We start from the raw sequence: 19,796 nt of genomic DNA on the forward strand, positions 1-19,796 counted from the left end.
CGCAGTGTAAGCCCGGCGCGGGCCATCCCCGCCGGGCGGGTGGGCCGCCCCCGATCTTTAGAGCGGGCGTTCCAACCGATCCAGTTCGGCTTGCGTGAAGCCGGCGCGACGCCGCGCGCCGTGGTTAAAGGGGGGTTTCAATCGAGGGGCCTCGTGGCGCCGGGCGAGGGTCTCGTAGTGAGCCAGGGGGTCCAGCCCCTGGCGCTCGCACAGCCAGCGGTACCAGTGGTTGCCGATGGCCACATGGCCCACCTCGTCGCGCAGGATGATGTCCAGGATCTCGACGGCGCGCGCATCGCCGGCCTTCGCGAGCTTAGACTGGATCAACGGCGTGGCGTCCAGGCCGCGGGCTTCCAGCGTGCGCGGCACCAGGGCCATGCGGGCCACAATGTCGTCGCGCGTCTTGTCGGCCATGGCCCACAAGCCATCGTGGGCCTCGAAGTCGCCGTAGTCGTGGCCCAGGCTGCGCAGATGTTCGCGCAGCAGCGAGAAGTGCAGGGCCTCTTCGCCGGCCACGCGCAGCCAGTCGCGGTAGTAGGCCGCGGGCAGGCCGGGAAAGCGCCAGACGGCATCCAAGGCCAGGTTGATGGCATTGAATTCGATGTGGGCGATGGCGTGCAACAAGGCGGCCCGTCCCGTCACCGTGTGGGGCGAGCGGCGTGGCACCTCGGCGGGAGGCACGAGCCTGGGACGCTCGGGGCGCCCCGGCAGGCCGGGCAGGGGCGTCAGCGGCTCGTCGCATCCGATGTCCAAGCCGGCCTGGGCGTCGGCCACCAGGGCTCGGGCCTGGGCAGCCTTGTCCGCAGGGTTGCGCAGGCAAAGCACCTGCAAGGCGCGCTGTCGCAACGAGGCGGGCGAGGAGGCTGCCGGGAGGGAAGTCGTCATGGAACTTAAAATTATCCCCTCTTCAGGAGCAGTCCATGGCCCTTTACCAGCTCGATGAGCTGATCCCCACCGTGCACGAGACCGCCTGGGTGGCCGAATCGGCCCAGGTGATTGGCGATGTCCACCTCGCCGAGGACAGCAGTGTGTGGTTCGGCACCGTGATCCGCGGCGACACGGCGGCCATCCGCATCGGACGGGGCTCGAACATCCAGGACAACTCGGTGCTGCATGCCGACCTGGGTGTGCCGCTGACCATCGGCGAGGAGGTGACCGTGGGGCACCAGGTGATGCTCCATGGCTGCACGATCGGCGACGGATCGCTCATCGGCATACAGGCCGTCGTGCTGAACAACGCGCGCATCGGCAAGGGCTGTGTGGTGGGGGCCGGCTCGGTCGTGACCGAGGGCAAGGAGTTCCCGGACGGTTCGCTGATTCTGGGCGCGCCGGCCAAGGTGGTCCGGCAGCTCACGCCCGAGCAGGTGGAGCGCTTGCGCCTGGGGGCAGCGCACTACGTGCACAACGCGCGGCGGTTCCGCGCCGGGCTCAAGAGGATCGGCTGATGTCAGCACTGCACAAGTTCCTGTTCGAGGGCCTGCCCGTGCGCGGCATGCTGGTGCGCCTGACCGATGCCTGGACCGACATGCTGCGCCGGCGCGAGGCCGCCGGTGGCTACCCCGAGCCGGTGCGCCGCCTGCTCGGCGAGATGACGGCCGCCGGTGTGCTGATGCAGGCCAACATCAAGTTCAACGGCTCGCTGGTGCTGCAGATCCAGGGCGACGGGCCTGTGCGTCTGGCCGTCGTCGAGGTGCAACCCGACCTGCGGGTGCGCGCCACGGCCAAGGTGCTGGGCGAGGTGGTGCCTTCGGCGCGGCTGGAGGCCCTGGTGAACGTGCATGGCCGGGGCCGGTGTGCGATCACGCTCGACCCCAAGGACCGGTTGCCGGGGCAGCAGCCCTACCAAGGGGTGGTGCCCCTGCATGGCGACCACCGCGAGCCGTTGCAGGACGTGGCCCAGGTGCTGGAGCACTACATGCTGCAGTCCGAACAGCTCGACACCCGGCTCATCCTGGCGGCCGACGACCAGGTGGCTGCGGGTCTGCTGATCCAGCGCCTGCCCGTCGAGGGTGAGGGCAACCTGGCCTCAGGCCGGGCCCGGGAGGACGACATCGGACTGAACGAACACTACAACCGCATTGCCCACCTGGCCTCGACGCTCACGCGCGAGGAACTGCTCGGACTGGACGCGGACACGGTGCTGCGACGGCTCTTCTGGGAGGAGACGGTGCGTCGTTTCGAGCCGCTCACCGGGCCGCAGGGCCCGCGGTTCGCCTGCTCGTGCTCGCGCCAGCGCGTGGGTCAGATGCTGCTCGGGCTGGGCCGCGAGGAGATTGAAGGCATCGTGGCCGAGCAGGGCCGGGTCGAGATCGATTGCGACTTCTGCGGCGCGCGCTATCAATTCGACGCGGTGGACGTGGGCAGCCTGTTCACGCCGGGGCGTGACCACCCCCCGGGGCCGGCGGCGGTGCAATAGGGCGTTCAGGGCTGGTCCGTCAGCCGGCGCAGCAGCAGGTGCTCGCATTCGGGCACCAGGCACTCGCGGCACCATGGGCGCAGACGTGGCGCGGCATCCGACGCGGGGGCGGTCAGCCGTCCCTTGGCGCGCAAGGCGGTCTCCACGACCCGCCAAGCCGCTTCCAATCGCTGGGCGTCGCGGCCATAGATCACGCTGTAGGCCACGCCGGCCGCCTGCAGGCGCTGGCGCAGCCGCTCGTCGACGGGCGTGCGCACATGGGGGCCGTCGCGCTGGATGCCGTCGGGGGTCCAGGGCAGGTCCAACCCGGTCACCAGCGTCAGGCTGCAGCGGCGATGGGCCTCGAAGGCGCTGTCGTACAGCGTGGGGTCGTCGAACAACAGGTCGCTATAGACCGCGGTCATCACGGCGGTGGTGTCGGCAAAGACGAGCTCATGGGCTGTTGCGGCTGCGAGGATGCGGCGCGTCTGTTCCTCGGCGATGTGCCCTTGCTCCTCGGGCCGTGGCGTGCGGCCCTGCCGGTCGCAGAACTCCCGCAGATACTCCTGCACCGCGTGGGCTCGCAGCCCCAGCGCGCGGGCCCGATCGGCCAGGCCCAGGGCCAGGTCGGTCTTGCCGGTGCTCTCGGCCCCCAGCAGTGCGACGATCATGCCGGCGACCGGGCTGCGGCGGCCCGCCGGTGCCAGGCCCGCCAGCCCACCAGCGAGCCCATGGCGAACACCGCATAGAGCGTGGCGGTGAGCCACAGGGCCTTGTGGACGAATAAGGCCAGCGCCACGAGGTTGACCACCAGCCAGGCGGGCCAGTTCTCGACGAACTTGCGCGCGAGCAGGATCTGGGCCACCACGCTGGCCACGGTGGGGAAGGCGTCCCAGTAGGGCACATCGGTGTCGGTGTGGTGGTCCAGCCACCAGCCCAGCAGGGGCCAGGTCAGCGCCACGGTGAGCACGGCACCCACCCGTCCCCGCCAACCGAGATGCCGCACCTCCAGGCGGGAGCCGTCGGCACGACGGCCGCGCAGCCATTGCCACCAGCCCCACAGGGCCACCGTGGCGAAGAAGATTTGCAGGCCCGCATCGCCATAGAGCCTGTGCTGCCAGAAGAGCAGGAAGTACAGGAGCGCACTGGCCGCCGCCAGCGGCCAGCCCCAATGGATCACCCGGATGTTGCACACCACCATGGCCAGCGCCAGCCCAACGGCCACGATCTCGAGCCAGGTGACTGCCGCACCCCACAGCGTAAAGGCCGCAACCATCAGCGGTGCTGCCGCGGCGAGCAAGCCGTCCATCGTCAGGCGATCTGCCAGCGCTTCATCGGCGCGGCATCACTTGGACGAAGATCTCGTCGGGCTTGATCATGCCCAGTTCGAGGCGGGCTTTTTCCTCGACCATCTCCAGCCCCTCGCGCAAGTCGCGCACCTCGGCGGCGAGTTGCTCATTGCGCGCGCGGGCGGCGTCGTTGCGCGCTCGCTGTTCGTCCAGGCGGGCTTGCAGCTCCATCACCCGGGGCAGGCCGTTCTTGCCCAGCCATAGCTCGGCATGCACGGCGCCGAGCAAGGCCAGCAGGCCCAGGGTGACGAAGCGCGCGCTCATGCAAGAAGCTCAGCGCAGGTTGTAGAAGGCTGCTCGGCCAGGGTAGGTGGCCACGTCGCCAAGGTCTTCCTCGATGCGCAGGAGCTGGTTGTACTTGGCGATGCGGTCCGAGCGGGACATCGAGCCGGTCTTGATCTGGCCGGCGTTGGTGCCCACGGCGATGTCGGCGATGGTGGCGTCCTCGGTCTCGCCCGAGCGGTGCGAGATCACGGCGGTGTAGCCGGCGCGCTTGGCCATCTCGATGGCAGCGAAGGTTTCGGTCAGGGTGCCGATCTGGTTGATCTTGATGAGGATCGAGTTGGCAATGCCCTTGTCGATGCCTTCCTTCAGGATCTTCGTGTTGGTGACGAAGAGGTCGTCACCCACCAGTTGCACCTGCCGGCCCAGGCGCTCGGTCAGCAGCTTCCAGCCGTCCCAGTCGCCCTCGTGCATGCCGTCCTCGATGCTGACGATGGGGTACTTGTCGCACCAGGCGGCCAGCATGTCGGTCCACTGACCCGCGCTGAGCGCGAGGCCCTCGCCTTCGAGGTGGTACTTGCCGTCCTTGTAGAACTCGCTGGCGGCGCAGTCCAGGCCCAGGGCAATCTGTTCGCCGGGGGTGTAGCCGGCTTTGTCGATGGCCTCGAGGATGAGCTGGATGGCCGCCTCGTGGCTGGCCACACTGGGGGCGAAACCGCCTTCGTCGCCCACGGCGGTGCTCATGCCGCGGTCGTGGAGGATTTTCTTCAGCGCGTGGAAGACCTCGGCGCCGTAGCGCACGGCTTCGCGGAAGCTTGGGGCGCCCACCGGCAGGATCATGAACTCCTGCAGGTCGAGGTTGTTGTTGGCATGTGCGCCGCCGTTGATGACGTTCATCATCGGCACGGGCATCTGCATCGAGCCCGAGCCGCCGAAATAGCGGTACAGCGGCAGGCCGGATTCCTCGGCGGCGGCGCGGGCCACGGCCATCGAGACGGCCAGCGTGGCATTGGCGCCCAGCCGGCTCTTGTTGTCGGTCCCGTCCAGGTCGATCAGGGTGCGGTCGAGGAAGGCCTGCTCGGAGGCATCCAGGCCCATCACGGCTTCGGAGATCTCGGTGTTGATGTGCTCGACGGCCTTGAGGACGCCCTTGCCCAGGTAGCGGCCCTTGTCGCCGTCGCGCAGCTCAATGGCTTCGCGCGAGCCGGTGGACGCCCCCGACGGCACGGCCGCCCGGCCCATCACGCCGGACTCCAGCAGCACGTCGCACTCGACGGTGGGGTTTCCACGGCTGTCCAGGATTTCGCGGCCGACGATGTCGACGATGGCACTCATTGTGTTCCTTTCGGCAGTTGCGGTTGAGGGTCAGACCGGGGCGGCAACGCCCTCGACCAGGACCATGTTGAAGTAGTCGGTCGCACCGCTGCGCAGCGCACGGATGCGGGTGTAGGCCTCACCGTCATAGAAGGCTTTGGCCTGCTCATACGACGGGAAGCGCAGCACCGCCACGCGGTGGGGCTGCCAGACGCCTTCCAAGGTTTCGTGGCGGCCGCCGCGCACGAGGTACTCCCCCCCGGCGGCCTTGACGGCCGCAGGCGCCTCGGCCATGTACTGCTGGTAGCGCTGCGGATCGGAGATCTTCATCTCCACGATCAGGTAGGCGTCGGGCATGGGCTGCTCCTTGCGGTGCGGCTCTGTTCAGCCCGACTGACGACGGTCCTGGTGGTCCAGTGCCGCCTTGATGTACGAGTTGAACAGTGGGTGGCCGCCCCACGGGGTGGACTTGAACTCGGGGTGGAACTGCACGCCCATGTACCAGGGGTGCACGTCGCGCGGCAGTTCGACGATCTCGGTGAGCTTCTCGCGCTGGGTGATCGCCGAGATCACGAGGCCCGCCTCTTCGAGCTGCGGCAGGTACTTCTCGTTGGCTTCGTAGCGGTGGCGGTGGCGTTCTGTGACCACGTCGCCGTAGATCTCGTGGGCGAGCGTGCCGGGCTTGACGTCCGAACTCTGCGACCCCAGGCGCATGGTGCCGCCCAGGTCGGAGTGGGCATCGCGTTTTTGGATCGAGCCGTCGGCATCCTGCCATTCGTCGATCAACGCGATCACCGGGTGCGGGGCCTGGGGGTCGAACTCGGTGCTGTTGGCGCCCGTCAGGCCCGCCTTGTGGCGGGCGTACTCGATGGTGGCCACCTGCATGCCCAGGCAGATGCCCAGGTAGGGGATGCGGTGCTCGCGCGCGTACTGGGCGGCGAGGATCTTGCCTTCCACGCCGCGCTTGCCGAAGCCGCCTGGCACGAGGATGGCGTCGTACTGGCCGAGCCGCTCGACGTTGTCGGGCGTGAGTTCCTCGGAGTCGACGTATTCGATCTTCACACGGGCCTGGTTGTGGATGCCGGCGTGGCGCAGCGCCTCGTTGAGCGACTTGTAGGAGTCGGACAGGTCCACGTACTTGCCGCACATCGCGATCGTGACTTCACGCTGCGGGTGTTCGACGGCATGCACGAGGCGATCCCACTTGGACAGGTCGGCCGGACGGGTGCTCAGGTGCAGCTTGGTGCATATGAGCTGGTCCAGGCCCTGCTCGTGCAGCACGCGGGGCACCTTGTAGATGGTGTCCACGTCCCACATCGAGATCACGCCGTATTCGGGGACGTTGGTGAACAGCGAGATCTTCTCGCGCTCGTCATCGGGGATGCGGCGGTCGGCGCGGCACAGCAGGGCGTCGGGCTGGATCCCGATCTCGCGCAGCTTCTGCACGGTGTGCTGCGTCGGCTTGGTCTTGAGCTCCCCGGCCGCAGCGATCCAGGGCACGTAGGTCAGGTGCACGAAGGCGGTGTTGTTGGGCCCGAGCTTCAGGCTCATCTGTCGCACGGCCTCCAGGAAGGGCAGGGACTCGATGTCGCCCACCGTGCCGCCGATCTCGACGATGGCCACATCGACTTCGTCGGGCGTGCCCACGCCGGCCCCGCGCTTGACGAACTCCTGGATCTCGTTGGTGACGTGCGGGATCACCTGGACCGTCTTGCCCAGGTAGTCGCCGCGACGCTCCTTCTCGAGCACGCTCTTGTAGATTTGGCCGGTGGTGAAGTTGTTGGCCCGGCGCATGCGCGTCGTGATGAAGCGCTCGTAGTGGCCGAGGTCGAGATCGGTCTCGGCCCCGTCGTCGGTCACGAACACTTCGCCGTGCTGGAACGGCGACATCGTGCCGGGATCGACGTTGATGTAGGGGTCGAGCTTGATGAGGGTGACTTTGAGGCCGCGCGATTCGAGGATCGCGGCAAGCGAGGCCGAAGCGATGCCCTTGCCCAGCGAGGACACCACACCGCCAGTGACAAAGACGTACTTGGTCATTGTGGGCAGCGCGGGCTCCTCACCCGCGCTGTGGTGGTAAAGCGGCATTTTAAGCCAAGCGGCCCGGCTCCCCGAAGGATCGGTGAACGGGGCTCAGGCGGCGCGGGCCTGGTGCGGGCTGCAGGACTCCTGCTCGAAGCGCTGCAGCCACGCGAGCACGGCCTGGACGGTCTCGACCGGCTTTTCGAAGGGGAAGAGATGGCCTCCCTCGATCCACTGCAGGCGTCCTTGCACGACCTGCTCGGTGCCGCGCAGTCCCACCTGCTTTACCTCGGCCGAGCGGGTGCCGCCGATGAAGGCCACCGGGCACGGCAGCGGTCGGCGGCGCAACAGCCAGTGCAGGTGGTGGGGCAGGGAGTTGTAGATGGCGGTCTCCACTTCGCGGCGGAAGCTCAGCACGCGCCGGCCGCCCAAGGCGTGGGTGCCTGCGCGGATGTAGTCGTGCAGGACCTCCGGGTCCCAGACGGCGAAGTTGGGCTTGGAGGCGAAGTGGCGCAGGGCCTCTTCCTCGCTGGCCCAGGTGGTGCGCCGTTGGCGCGACACCCGCCCCGGTGAGACGCGCTGGATCAGTCCGGCCGCCTTGAACAGCCGCACACCATGGGCCTTGAGGCCATAGACGATGGGTGAGTCCAGCAGCACCACACCCTGCGCCAGGTCGTTGCGCTTGGCCGCGGCCAGCAGGCTGAGGTAGCCGCCCAGCGAATGCCCCACCAGCCAGACGGGCTCGCCCACTTCGCGTTCGATGAAATGCAAGAGCTGGTTGCGCAGGTGGGGCCAGTTGCTGGTGACGGGGTAGCGCGGATCGTGGCCGAATTTTTCCACTGCATGGACGCTGTAGCCGGCCGCGCGCCAGGCTTCGAAGAGCTTGCGGTAGGTGCCGGCCGGAAAGCCGTTGGCATGCGAGAAGACGATGTGGCGGTTCATGGCGGGTCAGGCGTTGGGAGCTTGCACCTTGCGGATCGGGTGCAGAACCTGCTGTTCTTGCTGTGAGGGGGCTCGCTCGGCGCTGGGTTCTCCGGGCTGCGCGGCCCAGGCCGGATCGGGGATGGATTCGAAGACCTCGCGCAGACGCTGGCCCCAGGTGCTGCGGATCATGCGGAAGTAGCTGTCGTTCTCGTCGATGTGGATGATGCGAGAGGCCTGCAGGGAGTTGGCCTCGTAGATGAGCAGGTCCAGCGGCAGCCCCACCGAGAGGTTGGACTTGAGCGTGGAGTCCATCGAGATCAGGGCGCACTTGGCCGCCTGCTCCAGCGGTGTGGCCGGTGTGATGACGCGGTCGATGATGGGCTTGCCGTATTTGGACTCGCCGATCTGGAAGTAGCACACCCCGTCCAGGCCGGCCTCGATGAAGTTGCCCGCGGCATAGACGTTGAACAGCCGCATCGTTTCGCCCCGAATCTGGCCGCCGAAGATGAGGTTGACGTTGAAGTCGATACCGAAGCTCTTGAGCGACTCGGCATCGCGCGCATGGACCTTGCGCACGGTGGCGCCGACGATGCGTGCGGCATCGAACATGCTGCGGCAGTTCCAGATCGACACAGGGCCCTCGGGGCCGTCGATGGTTTCGGTGCGCAGGAGCTGGCGTACCGACTGCGTGATCGCCAGGTTGCCGGCCGACAGCAGCACCATGGTCCGTTCGCCGGGCTGCTCGTAGACGGTCATCTTTCGGAAGGTGGAGATCTGGTCCAGGCCCGCGTTGGTGCGCGAGTCGGACAGGAACACCATGCCGGTGTCCAGACGCATGGCGACGCAGTAGGTCATGTGGGCCTGCCTTGCTGGAGTTCTTTCAGACGGTACAAGGCCTCCAAGGCCTCGCGTGGCGACAGCGCGTCGGGCTGGATCGCCGCCAGGGCCTCTTCGACGGCCGAAGGGGCGGCGGCCACCTCGGCGGGCGGCGGGGGGGCGGCGAACAGGTCGATCTGGGCCTGGCTGTCGCGCTGCTGGGCCTCTAAGGCTTCCAGCGTGGCGCGCGCCTGTCGGACCAGGCTGGCCGGCATGCCGGCCAGGCGGGCGACCTGCACGCCGTAGCTGCGGCTGGCCGGCCCGGGCTGGATCTCGTGCAAGAAGACGATGTCGTCGCCGGACTCGGCGGCCGAGACATGCACGTTCAAGGCCCGCTCATGCTTCACCGGGAACTCCGTCAGTTCGAAATAGTGCGTGGCAAAGAGTGTGAACGAGCGGTTCTTGTCGTGCAAATGGCTGGCGATGCTGCCGGCCAGGGCCAGGCCGTCGAAGGTGGAGGTGCCCCGGCCGATCTCGTCCATCAACACCAGCGAGTGCTCGGTGGCACCGTGGAGGATGGCTGCCGCCTCGGTCATCTCGAGCATGAAGGTGGACTGGGCATTGGCCAGGTCGTCGGCCGCGCCGATGCGGGTGTGGATGGCGTCGATGGGTCCGAGCCGGCAGGAGGCGGCTGGCACGTACGATCCCATGGCCGCCAGCAGCACGATCAGGGCCACCTGCCGCATGAAGGTGGACTTGCCGCCCATGTTCGGGCCGGTGATGATGAGCATGCGCTTGCGCGCATCGAGCCGGCAGTCGTTGGGCATGAAGGGGCCAGCGCCCGTTTCCAGCAGCCGGGCCTCCACCACGGGGTGGCGGCCGCGCTCGATCTCGATGCAGGGCTCGCGCACGAACTCGGGCCGGCACCAATTCAGCGTCATGGCCCGTTCGGCCAGGGCGGCCAGGGCGTCCAGGGCCGCGAGCGAGCGGGCGAGCCGGGTCAGTGCCGCCACGTGCACCTGCAAGGCGTCGAGCAGTTGCTCGTACAACAGCTTCTCGCGGGCCAGTGCGCGTTCCTGCGCCGACAGGGCCTTGTCCTCGAAGGCCTTGAGTTCGGGCGTGATGTAGCGCTCGGCGTTCTTCAGGGTCTGGCGGCGCTGGTAGTCCGGCGGCACCTTGTCGATCTGGCCCTGGGTGACCTCGATGTAGAAGCCGTGCACCTTGTTGAACTGCACGCGCAGGTTGGCGATGCCGGTGCGCTCGCGCTCGCGCGCCTCCAGGTCGATCAGGAAACCGTCGCAGTTCTGGCTGATCGCGCGCAGCTCGTCCAGCTCGGCATCGAAGCCCGGGGCGATCACGCCGCCGTCGCGCAGCAAGACGGCGGGCTCCTCGGCCAGGGCCCGCCCCAGCAGGTCGGCCACGGTCGGCGGGGGGCTCAGGGCCTCGGCCAGTTCGGCCAGCAGCGGCGCGGGTTCGTCGGGCAGCGTGGCGCGCAGGGCCGGCAGGGCCTGCAGCGTGGCGCGCAGGCCGGCCAGTTCACGCGGGCGCACCTGGCGCAGCGCCAGTCGTGCGGTGATGCGCTCGACATCGCTCACCTGCCGCAGCGCCTCGCGCAAGGCCTCGGTGCCGTGGTCGATGAAGGCGGCGATCGCCGCGTGGCGGCGCTCGGCCTCGGTGCGGTCGCGCTGGGGATGGGTGAGCCAACGCCGCAAGGCCCGGCTGCCCATGCCCGTGCGGCAGGTGTCCAGCAGCGACAGCAGTGTGGGGCTGTCCTCGCCGCGCAGGGTCTGGGTGAGTTCCAGGTTGCGGTGTGTGGCCGGGGGCAGCTCCAGCAGGTCGCTGGCGCGCTCCACGCGCAGCTCGCTCACATGGGCCAGCGCACGGCCCTGGGTGTGCTCGGCATAGCTGAGCAGGGCCGCGGCCGCGCCGTGGGCCACGCGCAGGTCCTGCGCGTTGTAGCCGGCCAGACTGGCCACCTTGAGCTGCTCACACAGCTTGCGCTGACCCAGGGCCGGGTCGAACTGCCAGGCCGGCCGGCGCGTGAGCGCGATACGCGATTGGATGACGGCCGGCGGCAGGTCGTCGCCAGTGGCCAGCAGTTCGGCGGCGTTCAGGCGCGCCAGCCAGGTCGCCAGTTCGCGGCCCGAGCATTCGGTCAGCCCCAGTTGTCCATGGGTCAGGCCCAGCCAGGCCAGGCCGTAGGTGGCCCCCTGGCGGTGCAGGGCCAGCAGCAGGGTGTCGGCCTTGTCGGCCAGCAGTTCAGCGTCGGTGACGGTGCCGGGCGTGACCACGCGCACCACCTTGCGCTCCACCGGCCCCTTGGCCGTGGCCACGTCGCCCACCTGCTCGGCAATCGCCACGGCCTCGCCCAGTTTGATCAGCTTGGCCAGATAGTTCTCGACCGCATGCACCGGCACCCCGGCCATCACGATCGGCTGGCCGGCGGTCTGGCCGCGTGTGGTCAGCGTGATGTCGAGCAGACGGTTGGCCTTGACGGCGTCGTCGAAGAAGAGCTCGTAGAAATCGCCCATCCGGTAGAAGACGAGCGTGTCGGGGAACTCGGCCTTGATGCGCAGGTACTGCTGCATCATCGGCGTGTGCTGGCTGAAGTCCTGCATCGGCGGCGAAGTCGGTGGAGGAGGGGCGCGCTCGGCGCACCCGCGCCGCGTCACATCGGCGCGTCGTCCTTGCGGGTGGCCTTGGGCTCGGTTTCGTTCTTGCGGATGCGCACCGGGCCCTTCTTGGGTTGGGGTGCAGCGATCGCGGCGGCCAGGGCGCTGACCACGGCAGGGGCCGGCGGGGCGGCGGCCGGGGTGTCCTCGCCTTCGTCCTTGATGACGCGGGTGTAAGGCGCCAGGATCTGCACCATCTGGCCGTAGATGCGTGGCGAGCCGGCCACCACCTCGCGCTGGTGCAGGAAGTCGCTTTCGCCGGTGAAGTTGCCGATCAGGCCGCCGGCCTCGGTGACCATGAGGGCGCCGGCAGCCACGTCCCAGGGGCTCAGGCCCATCTCGAAGAAGCCGTCGTAGTAGCCGGCGGCCACGTAGCACAGGTCGAGCGCGGCCGCGCCCGGACGGCGCAGGCCGGCACAGGCCTGGCTCATCTCCTCGAACATCTTGAGGTAGCGCTTGAAGTTGTCGCCCTTGCGGAAGGGGAAACCCGTGCCGATCAGTGCCTCGGTCATGCGCACGCGCTTGGACACGCGGATGCGCTTGTCGTTGAGGTAGGCGCCACGGCCTTTGGAGGCGTAGAAGAGGTCGTTGCGTGCCGGGTCATACACGACGGCCTGCTGGATCTGGCCGCGCACGGCCAGCGCGATAGACACCGCGTAGACCGGGAAGCCGTGGATGAAGTTGGTGGTGCCGTCCAGCGGATCGATGATCCAGACGTGGTCGCTGTCCTTGTTGCCGTGGGCGCGCCCGGATTCCTCGGCGAGGATGCCGTGGCCGGGATAGGCCGTCAGCAAGGTTTCGATGATGGCCTGCTCGCTGGCATGGTCCACTTCGGTGACGAAGTCGTTCGGCGAGGACTTGGCGCTGATGCGCAGCAGGTCGAGGTCCAGCGAGGCGCGGTTGATGATCGCGCCGGCTGTGCGGGCGGCCTTGATGGCCGTGTTGAGCATGGGGTGGAGCGCTTGGGACATGGACGGAACCTGTGCGGACGCGGGCAAGGGAACTGGCGGCAAAAAAGAGCGTCGGCCGGCCTGGAAGAAGGCGCAGCGCAAAGATAATGTCGATTCTACCCATGAGCTTGCCAGGGTGCCCGATGGGCGCCGCCGCCTCACCGATGCCGGATGTCACCCGCTTCATCCTCGTCCAGACCAGCCACCCCGGCAACGTGGGGGCCGCCGCCCGCGCGATGAAGGTGATGGGTTTTTCCGAGCTGGTGCTGGTGCGCCCGCGCTTTGCGGACGTGCTGGTGCGGGAGGAGACGGTTGCGATGGCCAGCGGCGCGGCCGACATCCTGACGCGCGCGCGCATCGTCGACACCTTGGCCGAGGCGCTGGAAGGCGTCACCTTCGCCTGCGCCACCGCGATGACCCCGCGCGATTTCGGCCCGCCCACGCAGGCGCCGCGCGAGCTGTTCGCGACGCTGGCCGCCGGTGATCATGCCGTGGGCCTGGTGTTCGGATCGGAGCGTCATGGGCTGAGTAATGAGGACGTCTACCGCTGCCATGCGGTGCTGAGCATCCCGACGGCCCCGGGGTATGGGTCGCTCAACCTGGCCCAGGCCGTGCAGTTGCTCGCCTACGAATGGCGCCAGGCGCTGGGCGGTTTCGGGGCGCCGCCGCGCGCAGCCGATCCGGCGCGGGCCGATGGCCGGGCCGTCCAGGGCCTGTTGACGCACTGGCAGGAGGCGCTCGTGGCGATCGGCTTTCTCGACCCGGCGGCCCCGAAGAAGCTGATGCCTCGGCTGAACCAGCTCTTCAACCGCGCCGGCCTCACGCCCGAGGAAGTGCATATCCTGCGCGGCATCGCCAAGGCCATGCTCGAACGCGGCCGCTCGCCACGCTGATCCCGACCCCGACGGCATCAGGGCGCCGGGGCGGGCCCCTGCGGCGCGAACGCCGCACCGCTACACTGATCGCCGGTCGACTCAAGACCCCCCCCACCATGTTCGAGCATCTCCGAGAAGACATCGCCTGCATCCTGGAGCGCGACCCCGCCGCGCGCTCGACCTGGGAGGTGCTCACCTGTTATCCCGGGCTGCATGCGCTCACGCTGCACCGGCTGGCGCACTGGTGCTGGACGCACGGCCTGCACTGGACCGGCCGCTTCCTGTCGCACCTGAATCGTTTTTTCACCGGCATCGAGATCCACCCCGGCGCGCGCATCGGCCGGCGGGTCTTCATCGACCATGGCATGGGGGTGGTGATCGGTGAGACCGCCGAGGTGGGCGACGACTGCACCATCTACCAGGGCGTGACCCTGGGAGGCACGTCGCTGAGCAAGGGGGCCAAGCGGCACCCCACGCTGGGACGTGGTGTCATCGTGGGGGCCAATGCCCAGGTGCTGGGAGGCTTCACGGTGGGCGACGGAGCGCGGATCGGTTCGAATGCCGTGGTCGTGAAAGAAGTCCCACCGGGGGCCACCGCGGTGGGCAACCCGGCGCGCATCCTGCACAAGGAGGCCGATGCCCAGCGGGAGGAGGCGGCCGCCAAGATGGGCTTTTCGGCCTATGGCGTGACGCAGAGCGACGATCCGGTGTCCCAGGCCATCCGCGGCCTGGTGGACAACGCGGCCAGCCATGAGCATCAGATTGCCCTGCTGTGGCAGGCCATCGAGAAGCTGTCCAACAGCCGCCGCCCGGACTGCGTGCCCAGCGATGCCCACACCACCGAGCAGTTCGACGCCGAATCGCTGAACCAGTTGGTCAAGTAGTCCGGGGGGCACGCACGGCGTTCTTCGGGCGAAACGCCTTGCACACCGCGTCGTCGGTTTCCAGATAGGGGCCACCGATCAGGTCGATGCAGTAGGGCACGGCGGCAAAAATGCCGTGCACCACGGGATGGCCTTCGGCGTCTTTCAGGCCTTCGAGCGTCTCGGCGATGGACTTGGGCTGGCCGGGCAGGTTGATGATCAGGGCCTGCCCTCGGATGACCGCCACCTGGCGCGACAGGATGGCCGTGGGCACGAAGCGCAGGCTGATCTGGCGCATCTGCTCGCCAAAGCCCGGCATTTCCTTGTCGGCCACGTCCAGCGTGGCCTCGGGGGTCACATCGCGCGGGGCCGGGCCGGTGCCGCCGGTGGTGAGCACCAGGTCGCAGCGGCGCTCGTCCACCAGCTCGCGCAAGGTGGCCGCGATGCCGGCCCGCTCGTCGGGGATGAGGCGGGTTTCCCAGGCGATGGGGTTGCGCAGCGCGCGCCCCAGCCATTCCTGCAGAGCCGGGATGCCCTTGTCCTCGTAGACGCCGCGAGAGGCGCGGTCGCTGATCGAGACCACACCGATGCGCACGGGGTCGAAGCTCGGGTTGCTCATGGGTCAGGCGTCCTCGTCGGAGGGGGCCGGCTCGGTCGCGAGGCGGCCTTTCAGATACTGGAAGAGTTCGCGGTAGGCGCGGGCGCTGCGCTGCTCAGGCGAGGCCGCAGCATCCCGGCGGGCGGCACGGATCAGGCTGCGCAACTGCTGGGCGTCGCTGTCGGGATGGTCGGCCATCCAGCGGGTGAGCGCCTCGTCGTCGGACAGCAATTCGCTGCGCCAGCGCTCGGCTTCGTGCAGCGCCAGGCTGTCCAGCGCACGGCCCAGCTTCATCTCGGCCACGGCCTCTCGCACGGGCTCGGGGTCGATCTGGCGCATCAGCTTGCCGATGTATTGCATCTGCCGTCGCCGGCCCTCGTGTGAGCGGGTGCGCTTGTACTCCTGCACCGCATGGACCAGGGCCTCGGGCAGCGCAAGCCTCTCGAAGCGACTGTCGGGCAGTTGGACGAGATCCTCGCCCAGGGCCTGCAGCTCATGCATGAGCTGTTTGAGCCGGGTCTTGCTCGGCCGCTCGTCGGCGGGCGGGGGGGCGAGGGCGTCGGAAGGGCGGGCGGGCGGCAGGGGCATGCGTCGGCAAGGCAGGTGTGGCAGGGCTCGATGCCACGGTGGTCGCTATCATAAGCCCGGACCTTTCCTGCCCCTGGCTGCAATCCTCTTCACATCCTCCATGGTCTCCACCGCCTCTCACACCGACACGGCCCACAGCGGGTTTGCCTACAGCCGCGACCAGTTCCGCGAACTCGTGGAAACGAGCCTGGCCCTGGCGCACAGGCTGGGCGCCAGCGATGCGGCCGCCGAAGTCTCCGAAGGGGTGGGGTTGTCGGTGTCGGTGCGCAAGGGCAGCATTGAGAACGTCGAGCGCAACCGCGACAAATCCATCGGCGTGACGGTCTACATCGGCCAGCGCCGCGGCAATGCGAGCACCTCCGATTTTTCGAGCGCGGCCATCGAGCAGACGGTGCGGGCGGCCTACGACATCGCACGCTTCACGGCCGAGGATCCCGCCGCCGGCCTGCCCGATGAGGCCGACCTGGCGCTGGGCGAGGCGGCCGAGCGCGACCTGGACCTCTTCCATCCCTGGGCGCTGGACGCGGCCGGGGCGGCCGAGCTGGCACTGCGCTGCGAAGCGGCCGCCTTTGCCGTGGACAAGCGCATCACCAATTCCGAAGGGGCGGGGGTGTCGGCCCAGCAGTCGCACTTCTTCGCCGGCAATACGCGGGGCTTCCGGGGGGGCTATGCCAGTTCGCGGCACTCGCTGTCGGTGGCCCCCATCGCCGGACGCGGCGCGCACATGCAGCGCGATGCCTGGTACAGCTCGATGCGCGACCCGGCCGAGCTGGCCTCGCCCGAGGCGGTGGGCCGCTACGCGGCCGAGCGTGCCCTGTCGCGGCTGCATGCCCGCAAGATCCCGACCTGCGAGTGTCCGGTGCTGTTCGAGTCGACGCTGGCCGCCGGGTTGCTGGGCGGGTTTGTGCAGGCCACCAGCGGTGCGGCGCTGTACCGCAAGGCGTCCTTCCTGGTCGACAGTCTGGGCCGCCAGGTCTTCCCGGACCATGTGGACATCCTCGAGGACCCGCACATCCCCAAGGGCAAAGGCAGCGCTCCCTTCGACGACGAGGGGGTGCTCACCCGCGCGCGCCGGGTGGTGGAGGCCGGTGTCGTGCAGGGCTACTTCCTGTCGAGCTACTCGGCACGCAAGCTGGGCCTGCGCACCACCGGGCATGCCGGCGGGTCGCAGAACCTGCGGTTGACGAGCCGGCTCACGCAGCCGCAGGACGATCTCGATGCCATGCTGCGCAAGCTGCACCGGGGCCTGTTCGTGATCGAACTCATGGGCCAGGGTGTGAACTACGTGACCGGTGACTACTCCCGCGGCGCGGCCGGCTTCTGGGTGGAGGGCGGCCGCATCGCCTATCCGGTGCAGGAGATCACCATCGCCTCCAACCTGCGCGAGATGTTCAAGCACATCGTCGCCGTGGGGGCCGATGCCTACACGCTGGGCTCGAAAACCATTGGCTCGGTGCTCGTCGAGCGGATGAAGGTGGCCGGTTCCTGACACCAGCCTGAAAGCACGCTTGAGGCCGTGTCGAGTTCTATCACGTTGTCCTGAGCAAGACCTGAAAATTCGGCCGGACTCCGTGATTCCTCCAGCCGGAATCTCCCCGGCCCGTGCCGCTGGGCGCCCTCCTAGAATCGCGCCGCCTGCGGGCGCTTCACACAGACCAATACAGGAGCTTTTCATGGAACGTCGTTCCTTCATCCGCACGACCGGCCTGGCCGGCGTGCTCGCCGCTGGGGTCGCCCCGGTCGTTCATGCCCAACCCGTGGTGCGCTGGCGCTGCGCGTCGAGCTTCCCGAAGACGCTGGACACCATCTACGGTGGCGCCGAGGCGTTCGCCAAGAAGGTCCACGACATGTCGGGCGGCAAGTTCCAGGTTTCGGTGCATGCCGGCGGCGAACTGATGCCTCCCTTCGGCATCGTCGACGCTCTGCAAAATGGCACCGTCGAGATGGGGCACACCGTGCCCTACTACTACTTCGGCAAGGATCCGACCTTCGCGATCGGCGCGGCCATTCCCTTCGGCCTGAACTCGCGCCAGATGACCGCCTGGATGTTCGAGGGCAACGGCCTGAAGCTGATGCGTGAGTTCTACGCGCAGTACAACATCATCAATTTCGCCGGCGGCAACACCGGTGCGCAGATGGCCGGCTGGTTCCGCAAGGAGATCAACACGGTCAACGACTACAAGGGCCTGAAGTTCCGCATTGGCGGGTTCTCCGGCGAGGTGATCAAGCGCCTGGGCGGCGTGCCGCAGAACATCCCCGGTGGCGAGATCTATCAGGCGCTGGAGAAGGGCACGATCGACGCGGCCGAGTGGATCGGTCCGTATGACGACCAGAAGCTGGGCTTCAACAAGGTGGCACCCTTCTACTACTACCCCGGCTGGTGGGAAGGCGGCCCGCAGATCGACTTCTTCATCAACATCAAGGCCTACGAGGCCCTGTCGGCCGAGTACAAGGCCATCGTCGAGGCCGCGGCCACCTACGCCCATGTGGACATGCAGGCCAAGTACGATGCCCGCAACCCGGTGGCGCTCAAGCAGCTCGTGGCGGCCAAAACCCAGCTCAAGGCCTTTCCGAAGGCGGTGATCGATGCAGCGTTCAAGGAAGCCATGGCGCTGTACTCGGAGCTGTCGGCCTCCAACCCCAACTGGAAGAAGGTCTACACCGACTACGCCAACTTCCGTCGCGACCAGAACCTGTGGTTCCGCTTCACCGAGGCGCAGTTCGACCGCTACATGCAGTCGGCCAAGCTGTGAGCGGCGGCAACTGACTTGCCGCGTTCAGGACGAGGCCCCGCTTGGCGGGGCCTTTTTTCTGGGGGCTTGCACGCACGCCTCCCGTCAAGCTGAAAGAATCCTGACATTGAGACGAGGGCTTGCCCGTAGGTGAAGTTGCGCACGGGTAAAACCCTGTCAGGAAGCTGAAAACCCCCTCCTAGAATTCGTGCACGCTCGCGGCACCCGCACGAGCCTTGTCTCTCGTCTTCTTCCACCTCGACACACAGGAGTCTTTCAATGGAACGTCGTTCCTTCATCCGCACCACGGGCCTGGCTGGCGTTCTGGCCGCTGGCGCTGCGCCGGCGATCGTGCAGGCTCAGGCCAACATCCGCTGGCGTCTGGCCTCGAGCTTCCCAAAGGCGCTGGACACGATCTACGGCGCCGCCGAGTCCTTCGCCAAAAAGGTCGGCGAAATGTCGGGTGGCAAGTTCCAGATCTCGGTGCATGCCGGGGGTGAACTGATGCCGGCCTTCGGCGTGGTCGACGGTGTGCAAAACGGCACCGTCGAGATGGCCCATACCGCCCCGTACTACTTCTTCGGCAAGGACGAGACCTTCGCGCTGGCCTGTGCCATCCCCTTCGGCCTGAACTCGCGCCAGATGACGGCCTGGATGTACGAAGGCAACGGCCTGAAGCTGATGCGTGAGTTCTACGCGCAGTACAACATCATCAGCTTCCCGATGGGCAACACCGGCGCGCAGATGGGCGGCTGGTTCCGCAAGGAAATCAAGACCGTGGCCGATTACAAGGGCCTGAAGTTCCGTGTCGGTGGGTTTGCCGGCAAGGTGATCGAGCGCCTGGGTGGCGTGCCGCAGAACATCCCCGGTGGCGAGATCTACCAGGCGCTGGAGAAGGGCACGATCGACGCGGCCGAGTGGGTGGGGCCCTACGACGACCAGAAGCTGGGCTTCAACAAGGTGGCGCCCTTCTATCACTACCCCGGCTGGTGGGAAGGCGGCCCGCAGCTCGACCTGTACGTCAACACCAAGGCCTATGAAGGGCTGTCATCCGAATACAAGGCCATCATCGAATCGGCCGCCGCCTATGCGCACACGGAGATGCAGGCCAAGTATGACGTGCGCAACCCCGAGGCGCTCAAGCAGCTCGTGGCGGCAGGCACCAAGGTGGTGGCCTTCCCGAAGGCGGTGATGGATGCCGCCTTCAAAGAAGCCATGGCCCTGTATGCCGACCTGTCGGCCAAGAACCCCAACTGGAAGAAGGTCTACACCGACTACGCGAACTTCCGTCGCGACCAGAACCTGTGGTTCCGCTTCACCGAGGCGCAGTTCGACCGCTATCTGCAGGCCGCCAAGCTGTGAGCCTGGCTCGCGGCGCCACCGGCTGAGTCCGTCCGGCCGGTGCCCCAGGGTGCACCGCCCCTCCCGCCCCGCCCTCAGGCTGGGCGGGATTTTTTTCGGCCCGGTGCTTCGATG

At 67.9% G+C, this 19,796-nt stretch carries 20 protein-coding genes; 7 read left to right on the forward strand and 13 right to left on the reverse strand.

The genetic code is table 11. The features are described 5' to 3' along the window. Nucleotides 1-57 precede the first annotated feature (57 nt). Nucleotides 58-885, reverse strand: coding sequence for a ferritin-like domain-containing protein (locus AC1ECW_RS05335; RefSeq protein ID WP_409704940.1), 828 nt, complete (start codon nt 883-885; stop codon nt 58-60). Between the two features lie 35 nt (nt 886-920). On the opposite strand from AC1ECW_RS05335, the gene AC1ECW_RS05340 reads away from it, so the two are divergent. After that, complete coding sequence (locus AC1ECW_RS05340) at nt 921-1,445, forward strand: gamma carbonic anhydrase family protein (protein WP_409704942.1); 525 nt, start codon at nt 921-923, stop codon at nt 1,443-1,445. Continuing rightward, nucleotides 1,445-2,416 (forward strand): Hsp33 family molecular chaperone HslO, encoded by a 972-nt coding sequence (gene hslO / locus AC1ECW_RS05345; protein WP_409704944.1) that lies wholly within the window; start codon nt 1,445-1,447, stop codon nt 2,414-2,416. The genes AC1ECW_RS05340 and hslO overlap by 1 nt, the downstream gene beginning before the upstream one ends. Nucleotides 2,417-2,421: 5 nt before the next feature. Here hslO and AC1ECW_RS05350 read toward each other — a convergent pair whose 3' ends face one another. The 10 genes from AC1ECW_RS05350 to AC1ECW_RS05395 form a co-directional block, all read right to left on the reverse strand. After that, on the reverse strand, nt 2,422-3,066 hold the full coding sequence (locus tag AC1ECW_RS05350; RefSeq protein ID WP_409704946.1) for an AAA family ATPase: 645 nt from the start codon (nt 3,064-3,066) through the stop codon (nt 2,422-2,424). Beyond that, a complete protein-coding gene (gene pnuC, locus AC1ECW_RS05355) occupies nt 3,063-3,704 on the reverse strand; it encodes a nicotinamide riboside transporter PnuC (RefSeq protein ID WP_409704948.1) in 642 nt (213 codons plus the stop codon). Before pnuC ends, AC1ECW_RS05350 begins: the two co-directional genes overlap by 4 nt. A gap of 22 nt (nt 3,705-3,726) precedes the next feature. Further along, a complete protein-coding gene (ftsB, locus tag AC1ECW_RS05360) occupies nt 3,727-4,008 on the reverse strand; it encodes a cell division protein FtsB (protein ID WP_409704950.1) in 282 nt (93 codons plus the stop codon). Nucleotides 4,009-4,017: 9 nt separating this feature from the next. Then, nucleotides 4,018-5,301: a phosphopyruvate hydratase gene (gene eno / locus AC1ECW_RS05365; RefSeq protein WP_409704952.1), complete on the reverse strand. Its 1,284-nt coding sequence runs from the start codon at nt 5,299-5,301 to the stop codon at nt 4,018-4,020. Between the two features lie 30 nt (nt 5,302-5,331). Further along, a complete protein-coding gene (locus tag AC1ECW_RS05370; RefSeq protein ID WP_481201355.1) occupies nt 5,332-5,637 on the reverse strand; it encodes a DUF1330 domain-containing protein in 306 nt (101 codons plus the stop codon). 27 nt (nt 5,638-5,664) lie between these two features. Continuing rightward, on the reverse strand, nt 5,665-7,320 hold the full coding sequence (locus AC1ECW_RS05375) for a CTP synthase (RefSeq protein ID WP_481201356.1): 1,656 nt from the start codon (nt 7,318-7,320) through the stop codon (nt 5,665-5,667). Between the two features lie 93 nt (nt 7,321-7,413). Then, entirely contained in the window at nt 7,414-8,244 is an 831-nt protein-coding gene (locus tag AC1ECW_RS05380) for an alpha/beta fold hydrolase (protein WP_409710522.1), read from the reverse strand. A 6-nt stretch (nt 8,245-8,250) separates the two neighbouring features. Next, nucleotides 8,251-9,081, reverse strand: a complete 831-nt coding sequence (locus AC1ECW_RS05385; protein WP_409710519.1) for a proteasome-type protease — start codon at nt 9,079-9,081, stop codon at nt 8,251-8,253. Beyond that, complete coding sequence (mutS, locus tag AC1ECW_RS05390) at nt 9,078-11,660, reverse strand: DNA mismatch repair protein MutS (protein ID WP_481201357.1); 2,583 nt, start codon at nt 11,658-11,660, stop codon at nt 9,078-9,080. The genes AC1ECW_RS05385 and mutS overlap by 4 nt, the downstream gene beginning before the upstream one ends. 50 nt (nt 11,661-11,710) lie before the next feature. Next, complete coding sequence (locus AC1ECW_RS05395; RefSeq protein WP_409709731.1) at nt 11,711-12,685, reverse strand: inositol monophosphatase family protein; 975 nt, start codon at nt 12,683-12,685, stop codon at nt 11,711-11,713. A 143-nt stretch (nt 12,686-12,828) separates the two neighbouring features. Between AC1ECW_RS05395 and AC1ECW_RS05400 the strand changes: the two genes are divergently transcribed. Both AC1ECW_RS05400 and cysE read left to right on the forward strand, forming a co-directional pair. Then, nucleotides 12,829-13,557, forward strand: a complete 729-nt coding sequence (locus AC1ECW_RS05400) for an RNA methyltransferase (protein ID WP_409709734.1) — start codon at nt 12,829-12,831, stop codon at nt 13,555-13,557. A gap of 68 nt (nt 13,558-13,625) precedes the next feature. Beyond that, nucleotides 13,626-14,423, forward strand: a complete 798-nt coding sequence (gene cysE, locus AC1ECW_RS05405) for a serine O-acetyltransferase (RefSeq protein ID WP_481201490.1) — start codon at nt 13,626-13,628, stop codon at nt 14,421-14,423. Here cysE and mog read toward each other — a convergent pair. Next, nucleotides 14,416-15,021, reverse strand: coding sequence for a molybdopterin adenylyltransferase (gene mog, locus AC1ECW_RS05410; RefSeq protein ID WP_409709217.1), 606 nt, complete (start codon nt 15,019-15,021; stop codon nt 14,416-14,418). The genes cysE and mog overlap by 8 nt on opposite strands. Before the next feature lie 3 nt (nt 15,022-15,024). Beyond that, entirely contained in the window at nt 15,025-15,588 is a 564-nt protein-coding gene (yjgA, locus tag AC1ECW_RS05415; protein WP_409709214.1) for a ribosome biogenesis factor YjgA, read from the reverse strand. A 100-nt stretch (nt 15,589-15,688) separates the two neighbouring features. On the opposite strand from yjgA, the gene pmbA reads away from it, so the two are divergent. The 3 genes from pmbA to AC1ECW_RS05430 all read left to right on the forward strand — a co-directional run bounded on the left by pmbA (nt 15,689) and on the right by AC1ECW_RS05430 (nt 19,682). Further along, complete coding sequence (gene pmbA / locus AC1ECW_RS05420; protein WP_409709211.1) at nt 15,689-17,077, forward strand: metalloprotease PmbA; 1,389 nt, start codon at nt 15,689-15,691, stop codon at nt 17,075-17,077. Nucleotides 17,078-17,261: 184 nt separating this feature from the next. Next, complete coding sequence (locus AC1ECW_RS05425; RefSeq protein ID WP_409709208.1) at nt 17,262-18,341, forward strand: TRAP transporter substrate-binding protein; 1,080 nt, start codon at nt 17,262-17,264, stop codon at nt 18,339-18,341. Between the two features lie 258 nt (nt 18,342-18,599). Further along, nucleotides 18,600-19,682 carry a TRAP transporter substrate-binding protein gene (locus AC1ECW_RS05430; protein WP_409709205.1) on the forward strand — a complete coding sequence of 361 codons (1,083 nt, stop codon included), beginning with the start codon at nt 18,600-18,602 and terminating at the stop codon, nt 19,680-19,682. The last annotated feature ends 114 nt before the right edge of the window (nt 19,683-19,796 follow it).

It is taken from the genome of Caldimonas hydrothermalis (assembly GCF_056746695.1).

Coding starts and splice junctions, on each gene's coding strand:
- AC1ECW_RS05380 (WP_409710522.1), bottom strand. CDS start 8,244: ATGAACCGCCACATCGTCTTCTCGCATGCCAACGGCTTTCCGGCCGGC.
- AC1ECW_RS05430 (WP_409709205.1), top strand. CDS start 18,600: ATGGAACGTCGTTCCTTCATCCGCACCACGGGCCTGGCTGGCGTTCTG.
- AC1ECW_RS05425 (WP_409709208.1), top strand. CDS start 17,262: ATGGAACGTCGTTCCTTCATCCGCACGACCGGCCTGGCCGGCGTGCTC.
- AC1ECW_RS05395 (WP_409709731.1), bottom strand. CDS start 12,685: ATGTCCCAAGCGCTCCACCCCATGCTCAACACGGCCATCAAGGCCGCC.
- AC1ECW_RS05350 (WP_409704946.1), bottom strand. CDS start 3,066: ATGATCGTCGCACTGCTGGGGGCCGAGAGCACCGGCAAGACCGACCTG.
- ftsB (WP_409704950.1), bottom strand. CDS start 4,008: ATGAGCGCGCGCTTCGTCACCCTGGGCCTGCTGGCCTTGCTCGGCGCC.
- hslO (WP_409704944.1), top strand. CDS start 1,445: ATGTCAGCACTGCACAAGTTCCTGTTCGAGGGCCTGCCCGTGCGCGGC.
- AC1ECW_RS05370 (WP_481201355.1), bottom strand. CDS start 5,637: ATGCCCGACGCCTACCTGATCGTGGAGATGAAGATCTCCGATCCGCAG.
- mog (WP_409709217.1), bottom strand. CDS start 15,021: ATGAGCAACCCGAGCTTCGACCCCGTGCGCATCGGTGTGGTCTCGATC.
- AC1ECW_RS05375 (WP_481201356.1), bottom strand. CDS start 7,320: ATGACCAAGTACGTCTTTGTCACTGGCGGTGTGGTGTCCTCGCTGGGC.
- pmbA (WP_409709211.1), top strand. CDS start 15,689: ATGGTCTCCACCGCCTCTCACACCGACACGGCCCACAGCGGGTTTGCC.
- mutS (WP_481201357.1), bottom strand. CDS start 11,660: ATGCAGGACTTCAGCCAGCACACGCCGATGATGCAGCAGTACCTGCGC.
- AC1ECW_RS05400 (WP_409709734.1), top strand. CDS start 12,829: ATGCCGGATGTCACCCGCTTCATCCTCGTCCAGACCAGCCACCCCGGC.
- AC1ECW_RS05340 (WP_409704942.1), top strand. CDS start 921: ATGGCCCTTTACCAGCTCGATGAGCTGATCCCCACCGTGCACGAGACC.
- AC1ECW_RS05335 (WP_409704940.1), bottom strand. CDS start 885: ATGACGACTTCCCTCCCGGCAGCCTCCTCGCCCGCCTCGTTGCGACAG.
- AC1ECW_RS05385 (WP_409710519.1), bottom strand. CDS start 9,081: ATGACCTACTGCGTCGCCATGCGTCTGGACACCGGCATGGTGTTCCTG.
- eno (WP_409704952.1), bottom strand. CDS start 5,301: ATGAGTGCCATCGTCGACATCGTCGGCCGCGAAATCCTGGACAGCCGT.
- yjgA (WP_409709214.1), bottom strand. CDS start 15,588: ATGCCCCTGCCGCCCGCCCGCCCTTCCGACGCCCTCGCCCCCCCGCCC.
- pnuC (WP_409704948.1), bottom strand. CDS start 3,704: ATGGACGGCTTGCTCGCCGCGGCAGCACCGCTGATGGTTGCGGCCTTT.